This window comes from Peptoniphilus harei (genome assembly GCF_900454685.1).
Taxonomy (GTDB): domain Bacteria; phylum Bacillota; class Clostridia; order Tissierellales; family Peptoniphilaceae; genus Peptoniphilus_A; species Peptoniphilus_A harei.
Genome location: NZ_UATM01000032.1, coordinates 1,685,577 through 1,709,275, shown reverse-complemented (window position 1 = coordinate 1,709,275; position 23,699 = coordinate 1,685,577). Strand labels below are relative to the sequence as shown.

General features: G+C 33.6%; 22 protein-coding genes. 19 read left to right on the top strand and 3 right to left on the bottom strand.

Annotation, left to right across the window (positions count from 1 at the left end; genetic code table 11):
- Positions 1-3 precede the first annotated feature (3 nt).
- The 3 genes from DRZ96_RS09480 to DRZ96_RS09470 are packed head-to-tail and all read left to right on the top strand — an operon-like array spanning position 4 to position 3,088.
- A complete protein-coding gene (locus tag DRZ96_RS09480) occupies positions 4-837 on the top strand; it encodes a DegV family protein (protein WP_112890468.1) in 834 nt (277 codons plus the stop codon).
- An 8-nt stretch (positions 838-845) separates the two neighbouring features.
- Entirely contained in the window at positions 846-1,964 is a 1,119-nt protein-coding gene (locus DRZ96_RS09475) for a 5-bromo-4-chloroindolyl phosphate hydrolysis family protein (RefSeq protein ID WP_112890467.1), read from the top strand.
- Between the two features lie 2 nt (positions 1,965-1,966).
- Positions 1,967-3,088, top strand: coding sequence for a toxic anion resistance protein (locus DRZ96_RS09470; protein ID WP_112890466.1), 1,122 nt, complete (start codon positions 1,967-1,969; stop codon positions 3,086-3,088).
- 246 nt (positions 3,089-3,334) lie between these two features.
- Here DRZ96_RS09470 and DRZ96_RS09465 read toward each other — a convergent pair whose 3' ends face one another.
- A complete protein-coding gene (locus DRZ96_RS09465; protein WP_070702028.1) occupies positions 3,335-3,907 on the bottom strand; it encodes a xanthine phosphoribosyltransferase in 573 nt (190 codons plus the stop codon).
- Between the two features lie 163 nt (positions 3,908-4,070).
- Here DRZ96_RS09465 and DRZ96_RS09460 point away from each other — a divergent pair, with 163 nt between their 5' ends.
- Entirely contained in the window at positions 4,071-5,534 is a 1,464-nt protein-coding gene (locus tag DRZ96_RS09460) for a C40 family peptidase (protein WP_112890465.1), read from the top strand.
- A gap of 212 nt (positions 5,535-5,746) precedes the next feature.
- Here DRZ96_RS09460 and DRZ96_RS09455 read toward each other — a convergent pair whose 3' ends face one another.
- The gene (locus tag DRZ96_RS09455) at positions 5,747-6,139 is read right to left on the bottom strand and encodes a zinc ribbon domain-containing protein YjdM (protein WP_256584847.1); all 393 of its coding nucleotides are present in this window, start codon (positions 6,137-6,139) and stop codon (positions 5,747-5,749) included.
- Between the two features lie 147 nt (positions 6,140-6,286).
- Between DRZ96_RS09455 and DRZ96_RS09450 the strand changes: the two genes are divergently transcribed.
- The 8 genes from DRZ96_RS09450 (at position 6,287) to DRZ96_RS09415 (ending at position 14,026) form a co-directional block, all read left to right on the top strand.
- On the top strand, positions 6,287-6,847 hold the full coding sequence (locus DRZ96_RS09450; RefSeq protein ID WP_112890464.1) for a DUF5317 domain-containing protein: 561 nt from the start codon (positions 6,287-6,289) through the stop codon (positions 6,845-6,847).
- A 1-nt stretch (position 6,848) separates the two neighbouring features.
- A complete protein-coding gene (gene cdaA, locus DRZ96_RS09445; protein ID WP_112890463.1) occupies positions 6,849-7,679 on the top strand; it encodes a diadenylate cyclase CdaA in 831 nt (276 codons plus the stop codon).
- The gene (locus DRZ96_RS09440; RefSeq protein ID WP_112890462.1) at positions 7,660-8,598 is read left to right on the top strand and encodes a CdaR family protein; all 939 of its coding nucleotides are present in this window, start codon (positions 7,660-7,662) and stop codon (positions 8,596-8,598) included. Before cdaA ends, DRZ96_RS09440 begins: the two co-directional genes overlap by 20 nt.
- 24 nt (positions 8,599-8,622) lie before the next feature.
- Entirely contained in the window at positions 8,623-10,068 is a 1,446-nt protein-coding gene (guaB, locus tag DRZ96_RS09435) for an IMP dehydrogenase (protein ID WP_112890461.1), read from the top strand.
- Between the two features lie 71 nt (positions 10,069-10,139).
- On the top strand, positions 10,140-10,823 hold the full coding sequence (locus tag DRZ96_RS09430; protein WP_112890460.1) for a response regulator transcription factor: 684 nt from the start codon (positions 10,140-10,142) through the stop codon (positions 10,821-10,823).
- 8 nt (positions 10,824-10,831) lie between these two features.
- Complete coding sequence (locus DRZ96_RS09425; RefSeq protein ID WP_112890459.1) at positions 10,832-12,253, top strand: sensor histidine kinase; 1,422 nt, start codon at positions 10,832-10,834, stop codon at positions 12,251-12,253.
- Positions 12,246-13,682: a hypothetical protein gene (locus DRZ96_RS09420; protein ID WP_112890458.1), complete on the top strand. Its 1,437-nt coding sequence runs from the start codon at positions 12,246-12,248 to the stop codon at positions 13,680-13,682. The genes DRZ96_RS09425 and DRZ96_RS09420 overlap by 8 nt, the downstream gene beginning before the upstream one ends.
- An 8-nt stretch (positions 13,683-13,690) precedes the next feature.
- Positions 13,691-14,026: a cytochrome C biosynthesis protein gene (locus DRZ96_RS09415; protein WP_112890457.1), complete on the top strand. Its 336-nt coding sequence runs from the start codon at positions 13,691-13,693 to the stop codon at positions 14,024-14,026.
- A 117-nt stretch (positions 14,027-14,143) separates the two neighbouring features.
- Here the strand turns inward: DRZ96_RS09415 and DRZ96_RS09410 are convergent, their stop codons facing one another.
- The gene (locus tag DRZ96_RS09410) at positions 14,144-14,791 is read right to left on the bottom strand and encodes a ComEA family DNA-binding protein (protein WP_112890456.1); all 648 of its coding nucleotides are present in this window, start codon (positions 14,789-14,791) and stop codon (positions 14,144-14,146) included.
- 150 nt (positions 14,792-14,941) lie between these two features.
- On the opposite strand from DRZ96_RS09410, the gene fusA reads away from it, so the two are divergent.
- The 7 genes from fusA to radA all read left to right on the top strand — a co-directional run bounded on the left by fusA (position 14,942) and on the right by radA (position 23,629).
- The gene (gene fusA, locus DRZ96_RS09405) at positions 14,942-17,002 is read left to right on the top strand and encodes an elongation factor G (RefSeq protein ID WP_112890455.1); all 2,061 of its coding nucleotides are present in this window, start codon (positions 14,942-14,944) and stop codon (positions 17,000-17,002) included.
- Positions 17,003-17,135: 133 nt separating this feature from the next.
- The gene (locus tag DRZ96_RS09400) at positions 17,136-17,618 is read left to right on the top strand and encodes a hypothetical protein (RefSeq protein WP_112890454.1); all 483 of its coding nucleotides are present in this window, start codon (positions 17,136-17,138) and stop codon (positions 17,616-17,618) included.
- 248 nt (positions 17,619-17,866) lie between these two features.
- On the top strand, positions 17,867-18,319 hold the full coding sequence (locus tag DRZ96_RS09395) for a CtsR family transcriptional regulator (protein WP_070702002.1): 453 nt from the start codon (positions 17,867-17,869) through the stop codon (positions 18,317-18,319).
- Positions 18,320-18,330: 11 nt separating this feature from the next.
- On the top strand, positions 18,331-18,843 hold the full coding sequence (locus DRZ96_RS09390) for a UvrB/UvrC motif-containing protein (protein WP_112890453.1): 513 nt from the start codon (positions 18,331-18,333) through the stop codon (positions 18,841-18,843).
- On the top strand, positions 18,836-19,816 hold the full coding sequence (locus DRZ96_RS09385; RefSeq protein WP_112890452.1) for an ATP--guanido phosphotransferase: 981 nt from the start codon (positions 18,836-18,838) through the stop codon (positions 19,814-19,816). The genes DRZ96_RS09390 and DRZ96_RS09385 overlap by 8 nt, the downstream gene beginning before the upstream one ends.
- Positions 19,813-22,278 (top strand): ATP-dependent Clp protease ATP-binding subunit, encoded by a 2,466-nt coding sequence (locus DRZ96_RS09380; RefSeq protein WP_112890451.1) that lies wholly within the window; start codon positions 19,813-19,815, stop codon positions 22,276-22,278. The genes DRZ96_RS09385 and DRZ96_RS09380 overlap by 4 nt, the downstream gene beginning before the upstream one ends.
- A complete protein-coding gene (radA, locus tag DRZ96_RS09375; RefSeq protein WP_112890450.1) occupies positions 22,250-23,629 on the top strand; it encodes a DNA repair protein RadA in 1,380 nt (459 codons plus the stop codon). The genes DRZ96_RS09380 and radA overlap by 29 nt, the downstream gene beginning before the upstream one ends.
- Positions 23,630-23,699: the final 70 nt, after the last annotated feature.

Genomic DNA, 23,699 nt, shown 5'->3' with positions numbered 1-23,699 from the left:
GCAATGTACAAGATTATATCAGACACAAGTTGTGATTTAAGAAAAGATGAGATAAGGGATCTGGGTATTGAGTATGTCCCATTTAAAATTTCTATTGATGGAAAAGATTATACAGATGATGAAAATTTAAAGATAGATGAATTCTTAGAAGCCATGGAAAAGACAGAACATCCAATAAACACAGCCTGTCCATCTCCTTATGATTACCTACAAGTAATTGAAGAAAATAAGGACAAGGATATTTATATTTTGACAATATCATCAAAACTTTCTGGATCTTATAACTCTGCAAAGGTAGCAGAAGCTGAAGCTAAAGAAAAGTTTGAGGGGATAAATATCCACGTAATAGATTCCAAGGCCGCATCAGCAGGAACAACAAGGATTGCCCTAAAGTTACTTGACCTTGTAAAGGAAAAAAACTTTGATGAGGTTGTCGAAGAAATTGAGAAGGAAACAAAGCTTGAGACTACAATGTTTGTCCTAGAATCCATGAAGAACCTAATAAAAAATGGGAGAATAAAAAAGACAGCAGGTCTTATTGCCAATGTTTTAAATATTAGACCAATAATGATTTCCAATGACGGTGAAATAGAACTCTTTGAAGTCAATCGTGGAATGAAAAAGTCTCTTGATAAAATGGTTAAGGCAATTGAGTCCAAATGCAAGATAGAAAAGCCAGACTTAATTACAATTTCTTATGTAGCAAATAAGGAAAGGGCAGAAAAAATCAAAGAAAGAATTGAAGACCTCTATGAGGGTGCAAAAGTACACCTTAGACATACTAACGGCTTGTCATCAGGATATGCCGACATAGGAGGAATTGTCATAGCTTTTTGAGGTGAAAGATGAGAAAAGATAAGGAAAATAATTTTCAAGATAAGATAAACGACGCCTTTAAAGAAGAGAATTTTAAAGAAATTGGAGAAATAATTGGAGAGGGAATTGATACAGCAATTGACGTCACAAAGAGGTCTATTTCTAATTTTGTTAATAAAAACAAAAAGAATTTGCCCTACTCCATCCAAAATGATGACAGGATAATAAATCAAAATCCAAAGACCATGAAGAGGATTAAGACTTGGGGACCAATTTTTAAAATTTCTATAGTAGGTCATATTTTTGCTTTGTTTGGTTTTCTCATGGATATGTTTGATACTTATGGATCAATAAGAGAAGATCTGCCAGCCTTAATTTTTTGGGTTATTCCTGCACTTATTATTTCTTTTTATGGAAACTTTAGAATAAAAAAATTAAAAGACCAGATAATTAGGTTCAGAAAATACAATCGTGAAATTGGAAATAATACAGTGATTCCAACAGGAGACCTTGCAGCCATAACTGCCAAGCCTCTTGATTTTACAATAAATGATCTTTTGAATATGATAGAAAAAGATTACTACAGGCAGGCAAGGATTGTTGAAGATGGCAAATTATTTATCTTAGATTCAAAAACTTATAAATTATACAAGGAAGAAGCCCTAAGAGATCCTCATGAAAAGATGGAAGAACTTGAAAATCAAGAAAACAATGAGAGGGCAGAAGAACTTCTCTTGAGAGCCAAGTCTTACGTGACAGAGCTAACTAAAATCGAGAGAAAAATTTCTTCTCCAATGGATGAAAAAATTAGAGAACTCTTAAAAATAATTGGAAAGATTTTTGAACTCTTAAAGGAAAATCCAAGCACAGCGTCAGACTTAAATAAGGCTATAAATTATTATCTGCCAACTACTCTTAAGCTTTCAAATTCATATTTAGAAATGAAGGAGAAGCCAACAGAATCTGTGAGAGGGTCTCTAAGAGATATTGAAAATACCATGGACATTGTAATAGATGCTTTCATGAAGATTTTGGACAATATTTACCAGGAAAAAATAATGGACTTATCTTCAGACATGAGTGTTTTGAAGTCCATGTTAAAGCAAGAAGGACTTTTGGATAAGGACGAATTTAAAATTGGGAGGTAAAAGTGGATAGAGAAATAAAATTATCACTATCAGATGACTTTGATGAAATTCAAGATGATGAAAAAATTATCTTGAAGGAAGTTGAAGAAGACAAGGAGCTTAAGCTAAGCCCAGAGGAAGAAAAACAAGTTAATGATTTTGCAAAAGAAATTGATATAACAAATTCAAATATAGTCCTTCAATATGGGGTTGGTGCCCAAAGGAAGATTTCAAACTTTTCTGAGAAGACCCTAGAGTCTGTTAAGACAAAGGATCTTGGAGAAGTTGGAGACTTATTATCTGGAGTAGTAAATGAACTAAAGACCTTTGACCTTGATGAGGAAGACAACAAGTTCCTTGGATTTTTCAAAAAACAAGCAAATAAGATGACTTCAATAAAAACCAAGTACGACTCTGCAGAAAAAAATGTCAATAACATTATAAAGACTCTTGAAGACCACCAAGTTACACTTATGAAAGACATTGCCATGCTGGACCAAATGTATGACTTAAACGAGTCTTATTATAAGGAACTTAGTATGTATATCTTGGCCGGCAAGAAAAAACTTGAAGAGGCAAGGAATGTAGAGTTGCCAAGACTTCAAGAGAAGGCTCAGGAGACCAACCTTCCAGTTGATGCACAACGTGCCAACGATTATGTGAATATGATTTCTAGGTTTGAGAAAAAGCTTCACGACCTTGATCTAACTAGGATGGTTTCAATCCAAATGGCACCACAAATTAGGATGGTTCAATCTTCTAACACAGTTATGGTTGAAAAGATTCAGTCAACTATTGTGAACACCATTCCACTTTGGAAGTCTCAAATGGTTATAGCTCTTGGAGCAAATCATTCTAAGGAAGCTGCCAAGGCGACAAAAGAAGTGACTGACTTAACCAATGAACTTTTGAAGAAGAATGCAGAAACCTTAAAGCAAACTACTGTTGAAACTGCAAAATTATCTGAGAGGGGAATAGTTGATATGGAAACAATAAGACACACTAATGATCAACTAATATCTGCCTTAAATGAAGTTCGTGAAATTCAAATTGAAGGTCATAAGAGACGTGAAGAAGCTTCACAAGAACTTAGAAGGATAGAAGAAAATTTAAAGTCTTCTCTAGTTGAAATTGCAAATAAATAAGAATTTGAAAATTAATAAGATAATAAGAGCCGAGAGAAATCTCGGTTTTTTTATTGGAAAATTTATGAGAAGAAGAGATTGGTTTATGAAATTGAATTAGATTTCAAAAATCTAAAAAAATTTGGTTAATTATTTTCTTGGAAAACTTTTAAGAGTGAACAAATAAAAAAAGCTCCAGCCAATGTCGAAAGGACAAAAGCAGGAGCCTTAAATTTTATAAATTGTTTTATAAATTCATCTATAGATTTATCTAAAAGAAATTTTTCCATCTTCAATGGAATCAATAATTGCAAGAGAGAGAAGGTCGTAGCCCATGTCTCTAATTATCTTGCCCCCATCTTGGAAGCCCTTTTCAATGGCAACAGAAACTCCAGACACATTTGCACCAGCTTGCTTAGAAACGTCAATCAAACCCTTAAGGGCATTTCCTTCAGCAAGGAAGTCGTCAATAATAAGTAAATTGTCATCAGGAGATAAGAATCTCTTGGAAACAGTTATAGTGTAATTTTTCTTTGTAGTGTAGGACTCAACCTTTGACTGGTAAACATCGTCTCCAATATTTAAAGTTTTTTGCTTCTTGCAAAATACCACCATGGCATCGTTAAAGTGTTTTGAAGCAACAGTTGCAAGGGCTATACCACTTGCTTCTATAGTAAGTATCTTGTTAATTTTTTTATCTTTGAAATAAAGAGCCATCTCTTCAGCAAGCTTATCCAAAAATTTTATGTCAAGTTGGTGATTTAAAAATGAATCTACCTTAACAATATTTCCATCTAAAATTCTTCCGTCTTTTATAATTCTATCTTCTAATAATTTCATTTTACACCTCTAGAATATTTTAAGGCAAAAGGATCAAGTTATCAAGTTGAGGACTGGGATTTATAAAAAATATTGTAGTCATCTTTTATAAAGTAAAAGTAGCTAAGGCAAGCTTTATTTGATAAAATTAATTTATCAAGGTAAATAGAGAAAGGAGAAAATTATGAAGAAAACTTTAATTTTACTTGGCTTGCTTCTTAGCTTAATAATTCCAACAAATATTTTTGCTGAAAAAGCTATGCCAAACAATTCATCAAAGATGGATATTATTGCAGAGAATGGAGACGTATCCAACTATACTTTTTCAACCTACATAATAAAGGATTACAACTATTTTAAACTTCGTGACTTTGCATCCTATATGAATGGAACTATTAAAAACTTTGATGTCGATTACAATAGGGACAAGGATGCCATTGAAATTACGACAAAAACATCTTATGGGGACTTTACTGGACTTCCAAGTGATAATGTAGTTGGGGCGAAGGAAGCTGTAACAACAAGACAAAAGATTTTTATTGATGGCAAAGAAGTTCAAATTTCTGGCTATAATATTGATGGAAATAATTATTTTAAGCTCAGAGACTTGGCTAGTGCCTTAGATATAAAGATTTATTATGACTCCTTGAGAAAATCTGTAATCCTCAATCCAAACCTTCCAAGTGATGAAAAACTTGTTGAGGACTTAAAGAAGGAAATAGACAAGCTAATTGGCATGGAAGAAGAAGCATCAAGACCTAAGGCAAGCACAGGAACAAGAGATCTTATTGGAGCAGAAGAAAATCTTATTTATCTTCCTCCAAAAAATATTGATAGAAAGGTGAATCTAAAGACAGGTTATGCAGCAGAGATTAGAAATTCAAAAATTCAAAACTTTAAAAAGATTTCATCTCAAGTAAATGTCCCAAAAGGTACAGGGATTTTATATTTTGATCTTGACACCTTAAAGACAATGACCATTTATATTGATGGTAATGACACAAACATCAGTCAGGCTTACTTAAATAAGTGGATGAAGAAAAACATCTTAGTTCCCCTTATTCGTGGAGAAAAAATTTCAGGTCAAGAAGATGCCTATAAGGTCGCTTATGTAACTTTTGTTGATACTGCTCCAAAGCTAAATGGAGTTAGTGAACTTGTTAGTGTAAAGGCTAATGAAGTTAGAAATTATCTTTATGGACCTCAAACAAATCTCAAGGATTTTACAGCCGATAGGGGACAAATTTATTCTCTTGCAAAGAAGGGAGAAAACATTGGATGGTCCTGGTGGTACTTCACTGGTCCAAATTCTTATAATGAAAAAATTGACCATATGATTAACTATGCCCTAAGTGTGCAAGGTTTTTCTTATGAGCAATTTGACTGCTCAGGACTTGTTGGGACAGCAGCAGAATTTGCAGGTTTTCCTCTTGCACCAGCCTACTCATGGCTCATTGAAGGATCACCTATGGTTGAGGATATTCCAATGAATCAGCTTAGGAGGGGAGACCTCCTCAATAAGGCAGGAGAACACATTATGATTTATATTGGAGATGGAAAGGTTGTTGAATCTGTTCCAAGGACTGGAGTAAGAGTAGCTCCAGTGAGAAAAGCAGGCTACAAGGCCCTAAGAATTAAAGATGTGTAAAAATTAAGGAGCTTAGGCTCCTTTTTTGATGGAAATTTTTAAAATTTGAATAAGCAATTCTTATATAATTTTGGAATAAAATTTGGAAAACAATTGAGATATAAAAAATAATAAAACTTGTAATAGCTTATAAACTGAAAAAATTTATAAAAAATCAAGTATGTAAAGCTAAGTTTTATAAAATAAATTATTTTAGGATTAAAAGTGACAACTTATAGTCCTATTTTGAAAATAAATAGAAAGTTATAAAATAAATAAAAAAAGTGCCAAGACTTGGCACAAAAATTAAGCTTTTTTACAACAGAAGACTTAAGATAAATTCCACCGAAGTCTTTAGTCTTAGCGTCAATGTCATGACCGTTAACTTCTTCATCGAGAATTCTAATATTAGTAATCTTAGTCCCCCTCTTCATGGTGTCTTTGCCAAACTTTAAGTCCTTAATAGTTACAACACTATCTCCAGTCTTAAGTTCGTTGCCATTGGCATCAAGAACCTTGTCCTCTTCAAGAGAAAGATCAGTCCACATATGTCCACATTCAGGACAGTTATAAGCAACATTATCAAAATAGCCATATTCTGACCCACAATTTGGGCATTTATACATTTACCTCATCCTTTCAAATATCTTATCCTAAGTATAATTGAAAATAATTTATAATACAAATCAAATAAAGTATTTGTGATATAATAATTTATTAGTAAAGAAGAAATATACAATTTTCTAATGTTATTCTTGTTTTGTGGTGATAAAATGATTTTAGAAGCCTTAATACTTGCACTTATAAGTATGATTTTTATTAAGGAAAAGGACCTAAATAATTTAATAAATTTTAAATTTAAAAGATTTTATCTGGCTTTTATTGGAATTTTTATAATGGTTTTTATAAATTTTCTTACGGGAAGAGACTTTGGAAGTCTTACTGACTTTTTTGTAAGAAACTTCACTTTGTTTCATATCGCATCTCTTCTTCTCATTAGCCTTTCATTTTTTTCCAATTATGAGAACAAGGGCCTTTTAATTTGTGGTATTGGGACTTTTTTAAATGCCCTTCCAGTTATGGCTAATGGAAAAATGCCAGTCTCGCCATCTGCCCTTATGAAAATAGAAAATGAGAGAATTATTAAAATTATTTATATGGGAGCAAGCCTAAGTCATGGTGTATTTGATAAGGCAAAATTATATTTCTTGTCAGACTTAATATACTTAAAGAGGTTTATTGGACCTTCTAAGGTCATTAGCCTTGGAGATATTTTAATTGCCCTTGGCTTATATATTGCACTTATAATTATTGTTAGAAAGAGAGGTGCTTAGGATGGATAAGTTTAGCAACCTATTAAATATTATTAACTTGAGAGATGTTGTTGACATATTAATTGTCACTATCTTAATTTATTATGTTTTAAAATTAATTAGAAACACGAGAGCAGAGCAAGTTTTTAAGGGAATTCTTTTTATCCTATTATTTATTAAAATTTCACAATTTTTCCAACTTTACACAGTGAACTGGATTTTTACCAGGTTTATCAATGACGGTATTGTGGCTATTATTGTCTTGTTCCAACCTGAAATTAGAAGGGGTTTACAATATCTAGGCCTTACTTCAAATATAAAGAATAGTTTCAGTCAAAATAAGGACAATGTGCCAGAGACTGTTGAGGAAATTACTTCTGCAGTTGCCTCTCTTGCTAGACAAAAAATTGGTGCCCTAATAATTATTGAAAATGAAGTTGGCCTTACAGAAGTTATTGAAACTGGAACTGAAATTAATGGAAAGGTTAGCAGTGGACTTCTTATAAATATTTTTATTCCAAATACGCCACTTCACGATGGGGCTGTTGTTATAAAGGGATCAAAAATTAAGGCCGCAGCTTGTTTCTTGCCTTTATCTGATAACCAAAAGATTTCCAAGGAATTGGGGACAAGACACAGGGCAGGAATTGGAATTTCTGAAAGAGCTGATTGCCTTTCTATAATGGTTTCAGAAGAAAATGGAACTATTTCCACAGCTGAAAATGGAGTTATTTCAAGATACTTGGATATAGAAACTCTAGAGGCAAAACTTTTAGAAATTTATAGTCCAGACTACAAGGCAAGAACTTTTTTCTCAAAGCGTGGTGAAAAAAATGAAGAAAATAAATTTTAAAAATGATAGGACCTTGATGATAAAAATTATGTCCTTAATTTTTGCTATCATCCTATGGTCCTATGTTAAGGGTGAAGCAAATTTCATTACTTCTACAAACTACAAAAATATAGAGGTTTCTTATGAAGGCTTGTCTGATCTAAAGGCCAAAGACCTAACGATTATTTCTCCTAAGGAGTCTACCGTTGATGTTAAACTCCAGGGTTATAATTCTTACATGAGAAATGTAACAAAAGATGGAATTGTTGCCAAGGTTGATGTTAGTAAGTTAACTGAAGGAGAACATTCTGTTCCTATTAATGTATCTTATATTGATCTTGGAATATCTGTAACTAACACTACACCAAGAAGGATACCTTTTAAAGTTGACAAGGTTTTAAAAGAGAAGCATGAAGCCAATATTGTATTCTTAAATAAGCTGGAAAAGGGACTTAGTCTAGGTGATTTAAATAAGAAAGTAGACGTTGAAGTCAAGGGTCCATCAACTTATATGAATAAGATTAAAAAGGTTGATGCTTATATTGATCTTGCTGATATAACTCAGTCAACGAGCCTTGAGGCAGAGATATATGCCTACGACGATGGAGGGAAGATAATTAAGGAAGTTGAAGTCAATCCTTCAAGTGTAAAAGTTGACCTTCCAATATTAAAGAGTAAAACTGTCCCAATTAAAATAAAATTTAATGAAAATACTAGCAAAAATATTGTGACAAGTGACTTTTCAATTGAGCCATCTTCTGTTACAATTAGAGGAAATTCTGATGTAATTGATTCTATCGACTTTATAGAAACTAAACCAGTTAATTTTTATAATTATAAAAATGGAAATGATTTAGTGAAATTAAGTCTGCCAGATAAGGTTACATTGGTTGATGAGAATATTGATTTCAGGTTGAAGTCAATTGCAAATGAAGAATAAATGTATTAATAATCAGGAGGGAATATGGAATTTTTTGGAGAAGGACTAACATTTGACGATATTTTACTTGTACCAGCAAAATCAGAAATTTTGCCTAACGAAGTTGATTTATCTACAAACCTAACGGAAAAGATTAAACTAAACATTCCTCTTATGTCAGCAGGTATGGATACTGTAACTGAACACAGGATGTCTATTGCCATGGCAAGAGAAGGTGGTATTGGTATTATCCACAAGAATATGTCAATTGAAGAACAAGCCCTAGAAGTTGACAAGGTTAAGAGATCTGAACACGGAGTTATAACTGATCCATTTTCACTAACTAAGGATCATTCTATTAAAGATGCTTCTGAACTTATGGATAGGTACAGAATTTCTGGTGTTCCAGTTGTTACAGAAAAGGGTGTCTTGGAAGGAATTATTACAAATAGGGACATAAGATTTGAAACAGATCTTTCTAAAAGAATTAGCGATGTAATGACTTCAGAAAAACTAATCACAGGAGATCCTGATATTAATTTAGACCAAGCTCTAAATATTTTAAAGAAATATAAAATTGAAAAGCTTCCTCTTGTTGACAAAGACAATGTCCTAAAGGGTCTTATCACTATTAAGGATATTGAAAAACACGAACAATATCCAAACTCTGCAAGAGATAAATCAGGAAGACTACTTGCTGGTGCTGCAGTTGGTGCAACTAATGATGTTATGGATAGGATCGAAGCTCTTGTTGAGGCAAAGGCTGATGTGGTTGTTATTGATACTGCTCACGGACAATCTAAGAACGTATTAAAGACTATAAAAAATATTAAGGATGCCTTCCCAGATCTACAACTTATAGCAGGTAACGTTGCTACTTATGAAGGAACAGAAGACCTAATTAAGGCCGGTGCTGACTGTGTTAAGATTGGTATTGGACCTGGTTCTATTTGTACAACAAGAGTTGTAACAGGTATAGGTGTTCCACAAATTACTGCTATTATGGAAGCTTATAGAGCTGCCAAAAAATACGGAGTTCCAATAATTGCCGATGGTGGTATTAAATTCTCTGGTGATGTTGCCAAGGCTCTTGCAGCTGGTGGTAATGTTGTTATGATGGGTTCACTATTCGCAGGTACTGACGAATCTCCAGGAGAAGAAATCTTTGTTGAAGGTAGAAGATTTAAGGCTTACAGGGGCATGGGTTCTCTTGGTGCCATGAGTGCCGGTTCTTCTGATAGATACTTCCAAACAGGTACAACTAAGTATGTTCCTGAAGGAGTTGAAGGCAGGGTTCCATACAAGGGACTAGTAGGAGACATTGTATTCCAACTTGTTGGTGGAGTTAAGTCTGCCATGGGTTATATGGGTGCAAAGGACCTAGAAACTCTTAGGGCAACTGCTAAGTATGTTAAAATCACACAAGCTTCACTTACAGAATCTCACCCTCACAACATTACAATTACAAGAGAAGCTCCTAACTATTATTAAGACATTAATAAATCCACTTCAATTGAATTTGGAGTGGATTTTCTTTATAATTACAAGATAGAGGTGATATTTTGAAAACAAAAGTCTTGCTCGTTGAAGACGAAGAATCAATAAGAAAATTTGTTAAGATAAATCTTGAAAGAGAAGGCTACACAATTTTTGAAGCTGGCAGCGGAGAAGATGGAATTGAAATTGCTAGACGCGAGCTTCCAGATATTGTAGTCCTAGATATTATGCTACCTGGCATAGATGGTTTTGAAGTCTGCAAGACCTTGAGGGGAGAGTTCCCAAGCCTTGGTATCATTATGCTAACTGCAAAGGCAGAAGACTATGACAAGATTATGGGTCTTCAATATGGAACAGATGATTATTTGACTAAACCCTTTAACCCAACTGAGTTAACTCTTAGGATAAAATCAATTGAGAGAAGGCTTGAAATTGGTGAAGAAAATGAAAGCAACTTAATCACAGACCCACCTTTTAAAATAGATTCTTACTCAAGAAAGTTTTATAAGGATGATGTGGAACTAGAACTCACTCCTACAGAATATCAAATTATAAAATTATTTATGACAAATCCTGGCAAGGCCATGACAAGAAATGAAATTTTAAAATTAGTTTGGGGAGATGACTTCTTAGGCGACTCAAAAATTGTTGATGTAAATATAAGAAGACTTAGGTCAAAAATCGAAACAAACCCAGCAAAGCCAGACTATATTGAAACAGTTTGGGGAACTGGTTACAGATGGAAGTAGGTTTATAATTGAAAAATAAAATTGGAAAAAGACTTGTCAGAAGTTTTTTAATAATAATTTTAATTACAATTTCAATTATAGATATATTCTTGCTTTTTTCCTTTAGCTCCTACTATTACAACAACATATCCAAGGAATTAATCCAGAGGATGGAGGTCTCTTTAGAAATTTACAGGAGAGACTATTCCGACAAGTCCATTGAAGATTTGATCTATGAGGACAGTGATATCTTCTTGTCTAACACCAATGCAGAAGTCCAAATCCTTGATAAGGATAAAAACCTCTTGTCAGATTCCATTGGAAGGTTGGCTTCAAACCCAATAGAAACTATAGATGTAATGGCCGCTGAGAAGGGTGAAATAAAGACTTGGAAGGGAGAAGATTCACAAACAGGTGAAGCTATAATGTCCGTTGCAGGTCCTATAAAAAATAATGAAGGAGAAATAATTGGCTACCTAAGATTTATTTCGTCTATTGAAGGAATCAAGGCTGCAATTTTAAAAACTATTATAAGTCTACTTATCTTTACTCTATTTGTAGCCCTAGTGACAACTATGGTTTCACTTCTTATATCAAAGTCCATTGTAAAACCAATTTTAGAACTTACAGAAGTAGCCAAGACTATGCTAAAGGGAAATTACGAGGAGAAGGCCAAGATTTTTGAAGATGACGAGATAGGAGAGCTTGCCAAGACTCTTAATGCCATGAGTGATGAAATTATAAACAAAGATAGGATAAAAAATGATTTTATATCTTCAATTTCTCACGAGCTTAGAACCCCTCTTACATCAATAAAGGGATGGGCCGTTGTACTAAAGGATGCCAAAGAAGATGAAAAAGAACTAATGGAAGATGGCTTAAATATAATAGAGAATGAGGCAGACAGGCTTGCCAAAATGGTTGAAGAACTCTTAGACTTTTCTAGATATATTTCAGGAAGAATCACCCTTGATAAGGATGTTTTTGATATAACACAAACTTGTGTGGATATATCAAAGCAAATGAGACCTCGTGCCAAGTCCAACAATATTGAACTTATTACAGCGCTCCCAGAAGAGTCAATACTTATTAATGCTGATGAAAATAGGATCAAACAGCTGCTTATTAATCTCTTGGACAATGCCATTAAATTTACATCAGACAAGGGATGGGTTAAGTTCCAAATGATAAGAGAAGCTGATCTTGTTCAAATTATGGTTTCTGACAATGGAATGGGAATGACTAAGGAAGAACTTGCTCACGTAAAAGAAAAATTCTACAAGGGCAAACACTCCAAGAGCCACAGTGGAATTGGTCTATCCATTAGTGATGAGATAACAAAACTCCACCAAGGTAAACTAGAGATTTTCTCCGAAGAAAATATTGGAACAACAGTCAAGGTTAGCTTGCCCCTAGAAATAGAAAAAGAAGTAGGTGAAAAAAATGATTAAAAAAATAATTTTTTACCTCTCATTAATTTCCCTAGTTTTATTAACGGGTTGCTCCTTTTTGACAAGTCAAGGAACTGATGTTGAAAGGCCAGATATGGGTCAGTCACCACTTTATGGTAAGTGGACAATAACGAAGTTTATATCCAATAAAAAATCAAACCAAGACAATTTTAAATTTAAGGAATTAATTGGAGAAGACTTATACTTTAGTAATGACTCAGTCCTTCTTGCCAATGATTATATAAAGGATGCTTCTTATAAGACTAAATATGTGAAACTTTCTAATTATTTATACCAAAAGTTTAATCTTGACTACAAGAATTTGGGACTTGAAGATTCTGAAGTCTATACAACTTATGTCTTCGATTCAAATTCCAACTCTTCCTTGTATTATGAAGTTATAAAGACAAGTGAGAACACTGCTCTCTTGTTTGACAATGGAATAACTCTTGAAATAAAACTTGTGGACGACAAGATAAAAAATGAAGATTTAAATTCACATATTTTAGAAAGAAAGGATGAGGTTTTAGCTAAGAGTAGCTTGTTTGACTTAACAGGTGACAAGGGATTTTTAATTGGATTTAAAACTAAACTTGATTCCAATATTCCTTCATGGAATTACAAGACTCTTTACCTAAAATTTTCTGATTCAAAATTGGAAAATGTCTACGAGATGAACAATATTATCCTTCCAAGGGATGATCGCTTCTATGAAGTTAGTGTTCAAAGAGAATCAAAGTCAGAGGAAACAACTGATAGGTTAATTGCAAGAGACTATAAAACGTCAAATCTTCTTAAAAGAGATTCGGAAATTCCAAAAAATGAAGCTGAAGAGTTAAGAGAAGACAACTCCCTTAAGACAATTAACTTTATTACAAATAATTATATAAATGTTGAGAGTCTCGATAGGAATACAGGCAAAAGGACTCTTAGAATTTATAATTTAGATAAGCTAGAGGATAAAAAGGCCCTTAGTTATAAAGATTTCATATCTGAAGATGAATTAAAGGCTGAAGGGAAAAACATTCAATCCCTAAAAGAAGATCCTTACAATATTGGAATCTATAGGGACAATGGATTTTGGAAGCTCAAGGGAAGGCTTAACACAGAAGATGGAAAGTATTCTGATTTTGATTTAAATCTAGTTCTTCCTTATGAAGTTAACAAGTACAACAAAATAAATATTCCAATGACTCAGATCAAAAGTTTTAAGTCAGGAATAAAAGATGGATTTGTTTCTCCAGATAACAATTTCTTAATAACATTGGAAAATAATTATCTAAGAATATATAATATAAGTGAAGGAAGAATTATCTCCAGTCCTATTTTTGAAAGGGAAATAGGAGATGAGGCTTCCACAATTATGACAGAGTGGGCAACAGGCCGCTATGCAAATATTTGGCAGGATGAACTTTCATCAAATAAATGAGGTGTGAAATGAATAAGATTATAGAATTGATTGGAGAAAATTCCACTTACATGCTCCTAACCCTAGGTGCAATATTAATTGGAATTGTCATTACCTTTATAGTAAACTTTGCTGCAAGGGATTTAAAATTTATAAAATATTTACCAGGACTTGCTCTGGTATTTGTTGGGATAATTTCTCTTTTTATGGTTATCAATAAACTTTTTGATCCAACAAGCTTAGACAATTTAATTATTTTTGTAGTGGGAGTTTCATCTGGATTAGTGTCACTTATATTTGCACTAATAATAGGCATTGCCTCTTCAGATAAAAATCGCTACAAGAAAAATACTAGAAATAGATAAAAAATTAAGCTCAAGATAAGAGGCACTCAGGTGCTTCTTTTTTCTTGAGCTTTTTTAGGAAGAATATGAAAAATATTTAGTAATTATTAAATAAGTTTTTGTTTGTAGTTTTTAAATTTAATAAGTAGAAATGTAGTCCTTCATGGATTCAAATTTTTTGTCCCCAATGCCAGGGACATTTTTTATGTCCTCAATGGAAGAGAAAGAATTGTTGGCCCTGTAGTCTAAAATCTTTTGGGCAGTTTTTTCTCCAACTCCAGGAATTTTTGTCAGTTCACTTAGGTCAGCTGAGTTAATATTTATTTTTGAAGCAGGCCCACTTGATGATGGACTAGATACAAGTGTGGTCATATTTTCTTGTACTTCGCCAACTTTTGGAATATAAATCTTTTCTTCGTCGTGAAGCCTTGCTGCCAAGTTAACCCTATCAAGGTCTGCATCATCTCTTGCTCCACCAGCCAAATCAAGGGCATCAACCACACGCTTACTTGAGTCAAGTCTTAGGATGCCAGGGCTATTTACCGCTCCAGATATATGTACCATTATCTCTTCACTTTCTTCAGGAGCTTTTTCAATCTCAAGTTCTTTTGTATTTTCATCAAGAGATTTCTTCTTATTATCAATTATGCCAGCAGTATTTATTTTTAAAAATTCTTTGGCATCATCCTTGCTGTGATTATCATAATATTGGTAGCCAATTATTAAAAGTAAAAAGACAATTATAAGGTAGGGGAGTTTATCTTTATTTAAAAATTTAAAATCCATTCACACCACTCACTTATTAGTAATATTATATTTATAACAATGTAATACCCTAAATAGATAATTTTACACAGTTTTCAAATGCTAAAATTTATGTTATAATTTATCCATCGAAACGATTTCAAAAAAATTAATATATTTAGGAGGAAAACAATGAAAGTTTATACAACAGATAAGGTAAGAAATCTTGCTCTCGTGGGACATTCTGGCTCCGGAAAGACTAACCTAACAGAGGCTATGTTATTCCAAAGTGGAGCTACAAAAAAACTTGGAAATGTTTCTAGCAAGAACACAGTATCCGACTTCTCAAAAGAAGAAAGAGAAAGAGGAACATCAATTGCAACATCAATTATTCCTGTTGAATGGAGAAATTATAAAGTAAACATAATAGATACTCCTGGATTTCTTGATTTTGTTGGCGAAGCTCACAGTGCTCTAAGAGCCAGTGAAGCAGCAATTATGGTTATAGATGCAACTAAGGGTATCGAAGTTGGAACAGAAAGAACTTGGAAATACACAGAAAAAATTGGTCTTCCAAGAATTATTTTTATAAATAAAATTGACGGAGAAAATGTAAACTTTAGAAAACTAATGGATGAGCTTGAAGCTGCCTTTGGTAAAAAAGTTATCCCATTCTCTGTACCTATTGGCGAAGGTGAAGATTTTGTTGGTGTAACTGATGTAATCTTCCAAAAGGGATATAAGTATATAAACTCTGCACCAGAAGAAACTGAACTTAACCACGACCAAGTTAAGGCAACTGAAAGAATGTATGAAGAAATTGCAGAAGTTGTTGCAGGTTCTGATGAAGTACTTATGGAAAAATACTTCTCTGGAGAAAAATTCACAAGAGAAGACCTTCTAAGAGGAGTTACAACAGCCCTACTTGAAGGTGACGCAGTTCCACTACTTGTTGGATCTGGTGAAAAGGGAATAGGTATTGATATTTTACTTAATACAATTGTTAACTACATGCCAGCACCAGACGATGATCGTGCCCACCTTGGATTTAGATACAAGGAAGGGGAAGAAAGAAAGGTTTCAGCAAAGGATCCTTTTGCAGCAGTTGTATTTAAAACTGTATCAGACCCATTCCTTGGAAAGATTTCTATCTTTAAGGTAATTTCTGGTATTTTAACTAAAAACACTCCTTTATATAATGTAACTACTGAAGAAACAGAAAAACTTGGTGGCCTTTTTGTAATGAGAGGCAAGGAACAAATAGAAGTTGATGAAATATATGCAGGAGACATTGGTGCAACTACAAAACTTGCAGGTACTTTAACTGGTGATACTCTTTGTGATAAGGACCACATGGTTAAGTACAAGAAGTTAAAACATCCTACTCCAGTTTTATATTATGCAATAGAACCTAAGACTAAGGGAGACGAAGAAAAGCTTACTCAATCTCTTAAGAAGATTAGGGACGAAGACCCAACATTTACAATCGAAAGAAATACAGAAACTAAACAAATGACTATAGGTGGTCAAGGCAAGGTTCAACTTGATGTTATACTTGAAAAATTAAAGAACACTTATGGTGTTGAAGTTGAAATTGTTCCATTTATAATCCCTTATAGAGAAACAATTAGACAGACTGCAAGTGTACAAGGTAAACACAAAAAACAATCTGGTGGAGCAGGCCAATATGGTGATGTTTGGATTAGATTTGAACCATCTGAAAATGATTTTGAATTCGATGAAGAAGTATTTGGTGGCGCAGTTCCTAAGAACTACTTCCCAGCAGTTGAAAAGGGAATTATTGAATCTAAGGAAAAGGGAGTTCTCGCAGGGTATCCTGTTACAAACTTCAAGGCTGTTTTATATGATGGATCCTACCACGATGTTGACTCAAATGAAATGTCCTTTAAACTTGCTGCAAATCTTGCCTTTAAGAAGGGTATGCAAGAAGCAAGCCCAGTTCTCCTTGAGCCTATTATGAAGGTTGAAGTTACAATTCCAGAATCTTATCTTGGAGATGTAATGGGAGATATGAACAAGAGACGTGGAAGAATTCTTGGTATGGACCAACAAAATGACGGCACTCAAGTTCTTATTGCTGAAGCACCTCAAGCTGAACTTTTCACTTACCTAATTGATCTTAGATCACTTACTCAAGGTAGGGGAACTTTCAACATGGAATTTGTAAGATATGAAGAAGTTCCACAAAATATTGCAGAAAAAATTATTGAAGAAAGAAAAACTGATAAATAAAAATAAATTTTTAAAGGTTGGGCTTAAGTGTTCAACCTTTTTTATTATAAAACGATTAAACATATTGAAAAGCAACATTAATAGTTTTATAATTTAGTTAGATAACATTATACCTTATAGAAAGGGGATAAAAATGAAAACTAAAAAAATTGTATTAATTTTAATATCTTTGGCTATTGTGTCAATTATGTGTGGTTTTTCTTTTTTAAATTCTAATAAAGAAAATTATAATTTTAACATAGATGTTTGTGATGATAAACCAAACTATGAAAAAATTATTAAGGACTTAACTTATGATAGTGTGTATAAATATAAGCTAAAAGAAGTTATTGTAAGTAACAAGATTATGGAAGAACAGGGTTTTAAATTTACAACAAATAAAGATGCTGATTATTTATTAGTATTTTCTAATGAAGATAATGAGAATGCACGTATAGCAGTAAGAGTTTCTGATGTGAGTTTGAGAATTTCTACTTCTAAAAAACATAGTAGTTATATACTTATTACTGATTCAAAAAATTCTAAAAAAGATTTAGATTTCTCATCAAAAAGTGGTATTCCAAAAGGAACATTTTCTATTTTAGAACTAGAACGAGAAAAAGTCATAAATAAGTAAAAAAAGAATTAAATAGCTAAAAATATCTGTTGGTGAGTTGAATCCCAACAGATATTTTCATTTGAAAAAAATTTATTATTTATATGAAACAATTCTTTAAAAAACAACAAAAATATATAAGCTTAACTTAAAAGGTAACGAAACTAAATACTTTACAAAAGTCCTAGTTTATATTAAACTAGAGATAGTAAAAGATAGTCAGATTTATTCTGACTTAAAAGACAAAGATAGTCAAAGGAAATGATTTTATGGCAAAATTATCCAATTCCATTGAAGAATTTTTAAATGAATTAATATTTGAATCAGGTGGAGTTGTTGAAATACAAAGATCAAAAATTTCAGACCAATTTAATTGTGCACCTTCACAGATAAATTATGTTTTGACAACTAGGTTCACACCCTTTAAGGGTTACTATGTTGAGTCGAGACGTGGTGGCGGTGGCTACATTAGAATTGTTAAGGTTAAATTAGAAGATGATGAAGATATACTAGAAAGATTTTTAGATTTTATAGGCGACTCTATTACAAAAAATAATTCAGACGACCTAATAGAAGAGCTTGTTAGATTAAATAAGTTGACTGAGAGGGAGATGGAACTCATGAAGGTGAGCCTGTCCGACAGGTCCCTAAGTCAATGTGAAAATAGAAATGAACTGAGGGCAGATTTGTTAAAGAATATGCTCCTCGTTATTTTCAGCTAGGAGGGAAGAAGATGTTGTGCGATAACTGTAAAGAAAGGGAATCAATAATTTCTTACACAAGAATAAACAATGATGAAGTTGAAGAAGTTCATCTTTGTCAAGTTTGTGCTGAAGAAAAATTTAAAAAAGAATTTCAGGGCTATCAAAATATAATTCCTCAACTTGAAAATGCCCTAAAAAATATTTTCAAGTTTACCGCCAACTCATCAAAGGATGAAAAAGATGACATTAGGTGTGAATACTGTGGTAGGAGTTTTAGAGAACTTAAGAACACAGGAGTCCTAGGTTGTCCAAAGTGTTATGATTCCTTTGGAAATGAAATTAAGGCCTATCTAAAGGCTTTAAATATAAATTTAAAATACAGGGGAAAAATTCCTAAAAACTCAGAATCTTATATTTACTACAATAGGAAGCTAGAGGATCTAAGGGAAAAGCTTGATCTTGCTATTAGCCTAGAGGAATATGAAAAGGCAGCAGAAATTAGAGATGAGATAAAAACTTTAAAGGAAGATGCCAATGTCTAATATTATTTTAGGAAACAAGATAAAATTATATAGAAACATTGACGGGAAGAACTTTGTCAACACTATGTATGACGAAGAATTAAGAGAAAATATAGACTTCCTTGACCCAATAATAAGAGAAATGGGTTATGAAAAAGTCGATATAGAAAACATGTCTTCCTTAAAAAAGTTAAAATACTTGGAAGAGGGAAGGCTTGGCAAGAGCTTTCTTGAGAAGAAAAATATTGGGTTTTATCAAAAGGTTGAAGAGCCAGATATTTTAATAAATTCAAGCGAACACCTTGAGCTTTCAAACTTTTCAAGGACTAAGTCTCTTGACGAACTTTATAAGGAAATTTATGACTTGGAAGAAAAGCTTGAAGAAAAAGTAGATTTTGCCTTTAGTCCAGAGTATGGATATTTGACTTCAAGGGTTTTTAATGCAGGAACTGGTTTTAAACCTATTGCATTTTTATACTTGCCAGCCCTAAATTATTTTGGCATAAGTGAAATTGCCAAGGGCCTATCAAGGCTTGGCTACACCCTAGGTTCTTATAGGGGCAGGTCCGAGAAAGCCATGGCAAGTATTTATACACTTTCTTTTGAGTCTACACTTACAGAAGACGAAGATTCTTATTTAGAAAAATTAAAACTTATTAGCGACGAGATTGCTGATGTTGAAAGGGAAAATAGAAAAAAACTTTATTTAGATAATATTATAAGCCTTGAAGACATGGTAAACAGGTCCTACGGCCTACTTGCCAATGCAAGGCTACTATCGGAAGAAGAGATGATGCAGTCCATGAGCATGATTAACCTGGGGATTGAGCTTTCAATCTTAAAGCCAAATAGGGATTTTGACTTTTACAAGGAAATCATGAAGCTTAGAAATGGACACTTACAAATTGAGAGAGGCTCAATCTTGGACCTTAAGTCAAGAGATATTTTAAGGGCCAACAAGTCGAGAGCTCTCATGAAGGAGGTTTTCAAATGAGTATGTTTGGAAGATTTAGTGAAAAATCACAAAAAGCCATTCTCTTTGCCCAACAAGAGGCAAGAGAACAAAGACATTCATATATAGGGTCAGAGCATATACTTCTTGGAATTTTGCGAGAAGGAACAGATGCAGGAGCCCACATACTTTCAAAGCTTGGGGTAGATTACAAAAAGGCCAAGGAAACAACTATGGATATAGTAAGTCAGGGCCAAGGTCCAGTGGTGTCAAGCATTGCTTACACACCTAGGACAAAGAGGATTTTTGAACTTGCTTTTGAAGTTTCAAGGGAAATGGGTGAGAACACAGTGTCAACTGACCACCTTTTACTTGGAATCCTAAGAGAAGGCCAAGGAGTTGCTATCTTAGTTTTAAAAAGACTGGGCATTGACGTAATGAGTCTTGAGAATGATATTGTAAATAATATGGAAGACTATGAGGACTATGAAGAGGGCAGCGAAGGTTCTTCTGAAGCCCTAGAAAAATATACTACTAATTTAAATAAAAAGGCTGAAGAAGGAAAAATTGACCCAGTTATTGGAAGAGAAAAGGAAATAAAAAGAGTAATCCAAGTTCTATCAAGAAGGACAAAAAACAACCCAGTCCTAATTGGAGAACCAGGTGTTGGTAAAACTGCCATAGCTGAAGGACTTGCTGCAGAAATTGTTGCAGGTAATGTTCCAGAAATTATGAAGGATAAAATTATTCTAACTCTTGATATTTCTCAACTTATTGCTGGTGCAAAATACAGAGGAGACTTTGAAGAGAGATTAAAAAATGTAACTAATGAGGCAAGCAAGAATAAAAATATTATTTTATTCATTGATGAAATGCACGTTATAATTGGTGCAGGATCTGCTGAAGGATCTCTTGATGCTTCAAATATTCTAAAGCCTATGCTTACAAAGTCAGTCCTACAAATTATTGGGGCAACAACTATTACAGAATACAGGCAAAAAATTGAAAAAGACTCTGCTTTTGAAAGAAGACTTATGCCAATAATGGTTGATGAACCAAGTGTGGAAGATTCAATCAAAATAATAGAAGGTCTTAAAAATATTTATGAAGATCACCACCATGTCATAATACCTGACGAAAGTATTGAAGCTGCTGTAAAATATTCTGACAGGTATTTAAACGACAGGTTCTTACCAGACAAGGCAATTGATTTAATTGATGAGGCAAGTTCAAAATTAAAGATAGAATCTTATAAGGTGCCAGAGTTTGAAGAAAAATATAAGCTTGACCTTGAAGACATAGAAGAAAAGAAAAACAAGGCAGTAAAGGACCAAGACTATGAACTTGCTGCAAATCTACGTGATGAACAAAAAAGAGTGGAAGAAGAGCTTGAAAAGAAGAGGGCTGCCTTTAAAGAAAAAGAAGCAAAGAAGGAAGTTTCTCCAGAACTTATAGCCGATATTGTATCTGACTGGTCCAAGGTTCCTGTTACTGAAATGACAGAAGAAGAGACTGAAAAATTAAGAGATCTTGATATAAAACTAAAAGAAGATGTCAAGGGACAAGACCAAGCTGTCAAGGCCCTTGCCAAGGCCATAAAGAGGTCAAGGATTGGCCTTAAGGATCCAAACAAGCCAATAGGTTCCTTTATCTTCGTTGGACCAACTGGTGTTGGTAAGACTTATCTTGCAAAGAGTCTTGCTAAAAACTTATTTGGTAAAGAAGAAAACATGATTAGGTTTGATATGTCAGAATACATGGAGAAATTCACTGTATCAAGACTTGTGGGTTCACCTCCAGGATATGTTGGTTACGATGAAGGTGGCGAGCTAACAGAAGCTGTTAGGACAAATCCTTATTCAGTAATTCTCTTAGATGAAATTGAAAAGGCTCATCCAGATATATTTAACATTCTTTTACAAATTCTTGATGAAGGAAGATTAACTGACTCCAAGGGTAGGACTGTTAACTTTAAAGACACAGTTATAATTATGACTTCAAATGCTGGAGCAAACCTCCTTGCCAAGAATTCAGTGCTAGGCTTCTCAACTTCAGAAGAATCTGCAAAGAAAAGTGAATTTGAAAACATGAAGTCCATTATAGACCAGTCTTTAAAAGATATGTTTAAGCCTGAATTTTTAAATAGGGTTGATGATGTTGTAATCTTTAAGGCTCTTGAAAAATCTGAGATCAAAGACATTGTTAAGAACATGCTTGATAGTCTAAACCTTAGACTAGAAGATATGGGAATCAAGGCAACATACACAAATAAACTTATCAACTTCCTTGTTGAAGAAGGTTATGACAAGGTCTTTGGTGCAAGGCCACTACAAAGAACAATTACAAAACTCATTGAAGATAAAATTGCAGACGAATTCTTAGATGGAAATATCAAAGATGGCGATGAAATCTCTGTAGATGTTAAATACAAGAAGGTTCAAATAAAAAAAGTAAAGAAGACAAAAAAGGCGAAAGATGAAAAAGAAAACAGTCTATCAATGTAATAAATGTGGCTACATTTCCCATGGATTTTTTGGGAAGTGTCCCAACTGTGGTGCATGGAATACCCTAGAAGAGAAGGAAGAAGAAACATCTTCTAGCAAAAGCTCTTCTAGGTCTAAAAAAGTTAAAAAGGATGCACAAAAATTAAATACTGTTGCAGTTTCTTCAGATGAGAGAATTAAGACTAGTATAGAAGAATTTAACAGGGTCATGGGCGGTGGGATTGTCCGTGATTCTGTTAGTATTTTGACTGCAAAGCCAGGCTCAGGTAAGTCAACCCTTCTTATGCAAGTTGCCAATGATATTGCTAACAAGGGGATGAGGGTCCTCTACGCATCGGGAGAAGAATCAGAAACACAAATTAAGATGAGGGCAGAGAGAATTCTTGATAAACTTTCTGACAATATTTGGGTTTATTCTGTAACTTCACTTAACTCAGTCCTTGATCAGGTGGAAAAAATTGATCCACAATTAATAATCATAGACTCAATTCAAACTTTTACACTTGATGAATTTCCACAAAGACCAGGAACTCCGACCCAAACTATGGAGTGTGCCTATAAGATGACTGAAGTTGCCAAAGACTTAGAAAAGCCTCGCATGGTCTTCTTAGTTGGACAAATGACTAAACAAGATGAACTTGCAGGTGTGAGAAGTCTTGAACACTTGGTGGATACAGTTCTCTTAATTGACGGTGACTCATCAGAAGACTTGAGATCACTTATGACTACAAAAAATAGGTACGGGTCAACAGGTGAAATTGGATTTTTCTCCATGACAGAGAAGGGCATGATTTCAATTGATAATCCATCAGAATACTTTATGACTAAGAGGTCGGTATCAGAACAAGTGCCAGGTTCTTCACTCTCAGTCATTAGAGAAGGAACAAGGCCAATAATTCTTGAGACAGAAGCCTTAGCCTCAAAGTCTTTCCTTCCTTATCCATCAAGAATTTCTGAATCTGTAAGGCGTGAACACTTAAACACCCTTGTATCAATTCTTGAAGAGAGGGCAGGAATTACTTTTTTAGACAAGAACATTGTGGTCAAGTCCACTGGTGGAATTAAAGTTAAGGAGCAGGCATCAAACCTATCTGTAATGGTTTCTATTGTGTCGTCAACACTAAATAAGCCTGTTGAAGCTAACTCAGTCTTCATTGCCGATGTGGGACTTACTGGAGAGCTTAAAAATGTTCCAAGTCTTGATATAAGACTCAAAGAAGCAGAGAGGATGGGCTTTAAAAAAGCTTACGTTTCAAAATATTCTAATGTAAAGGAAGAAGCCTACAAGGACTTAAAAGTTATTAAGATGTCAAATATCTCTGAAGTATTAAATAAAATATTTGATTTATAAAATTTTAGACAATAAAAAAACTCTTGTTACTTAAAAAGTAATAAGAGTTTTTCTTTTGCATGTTTTTAAT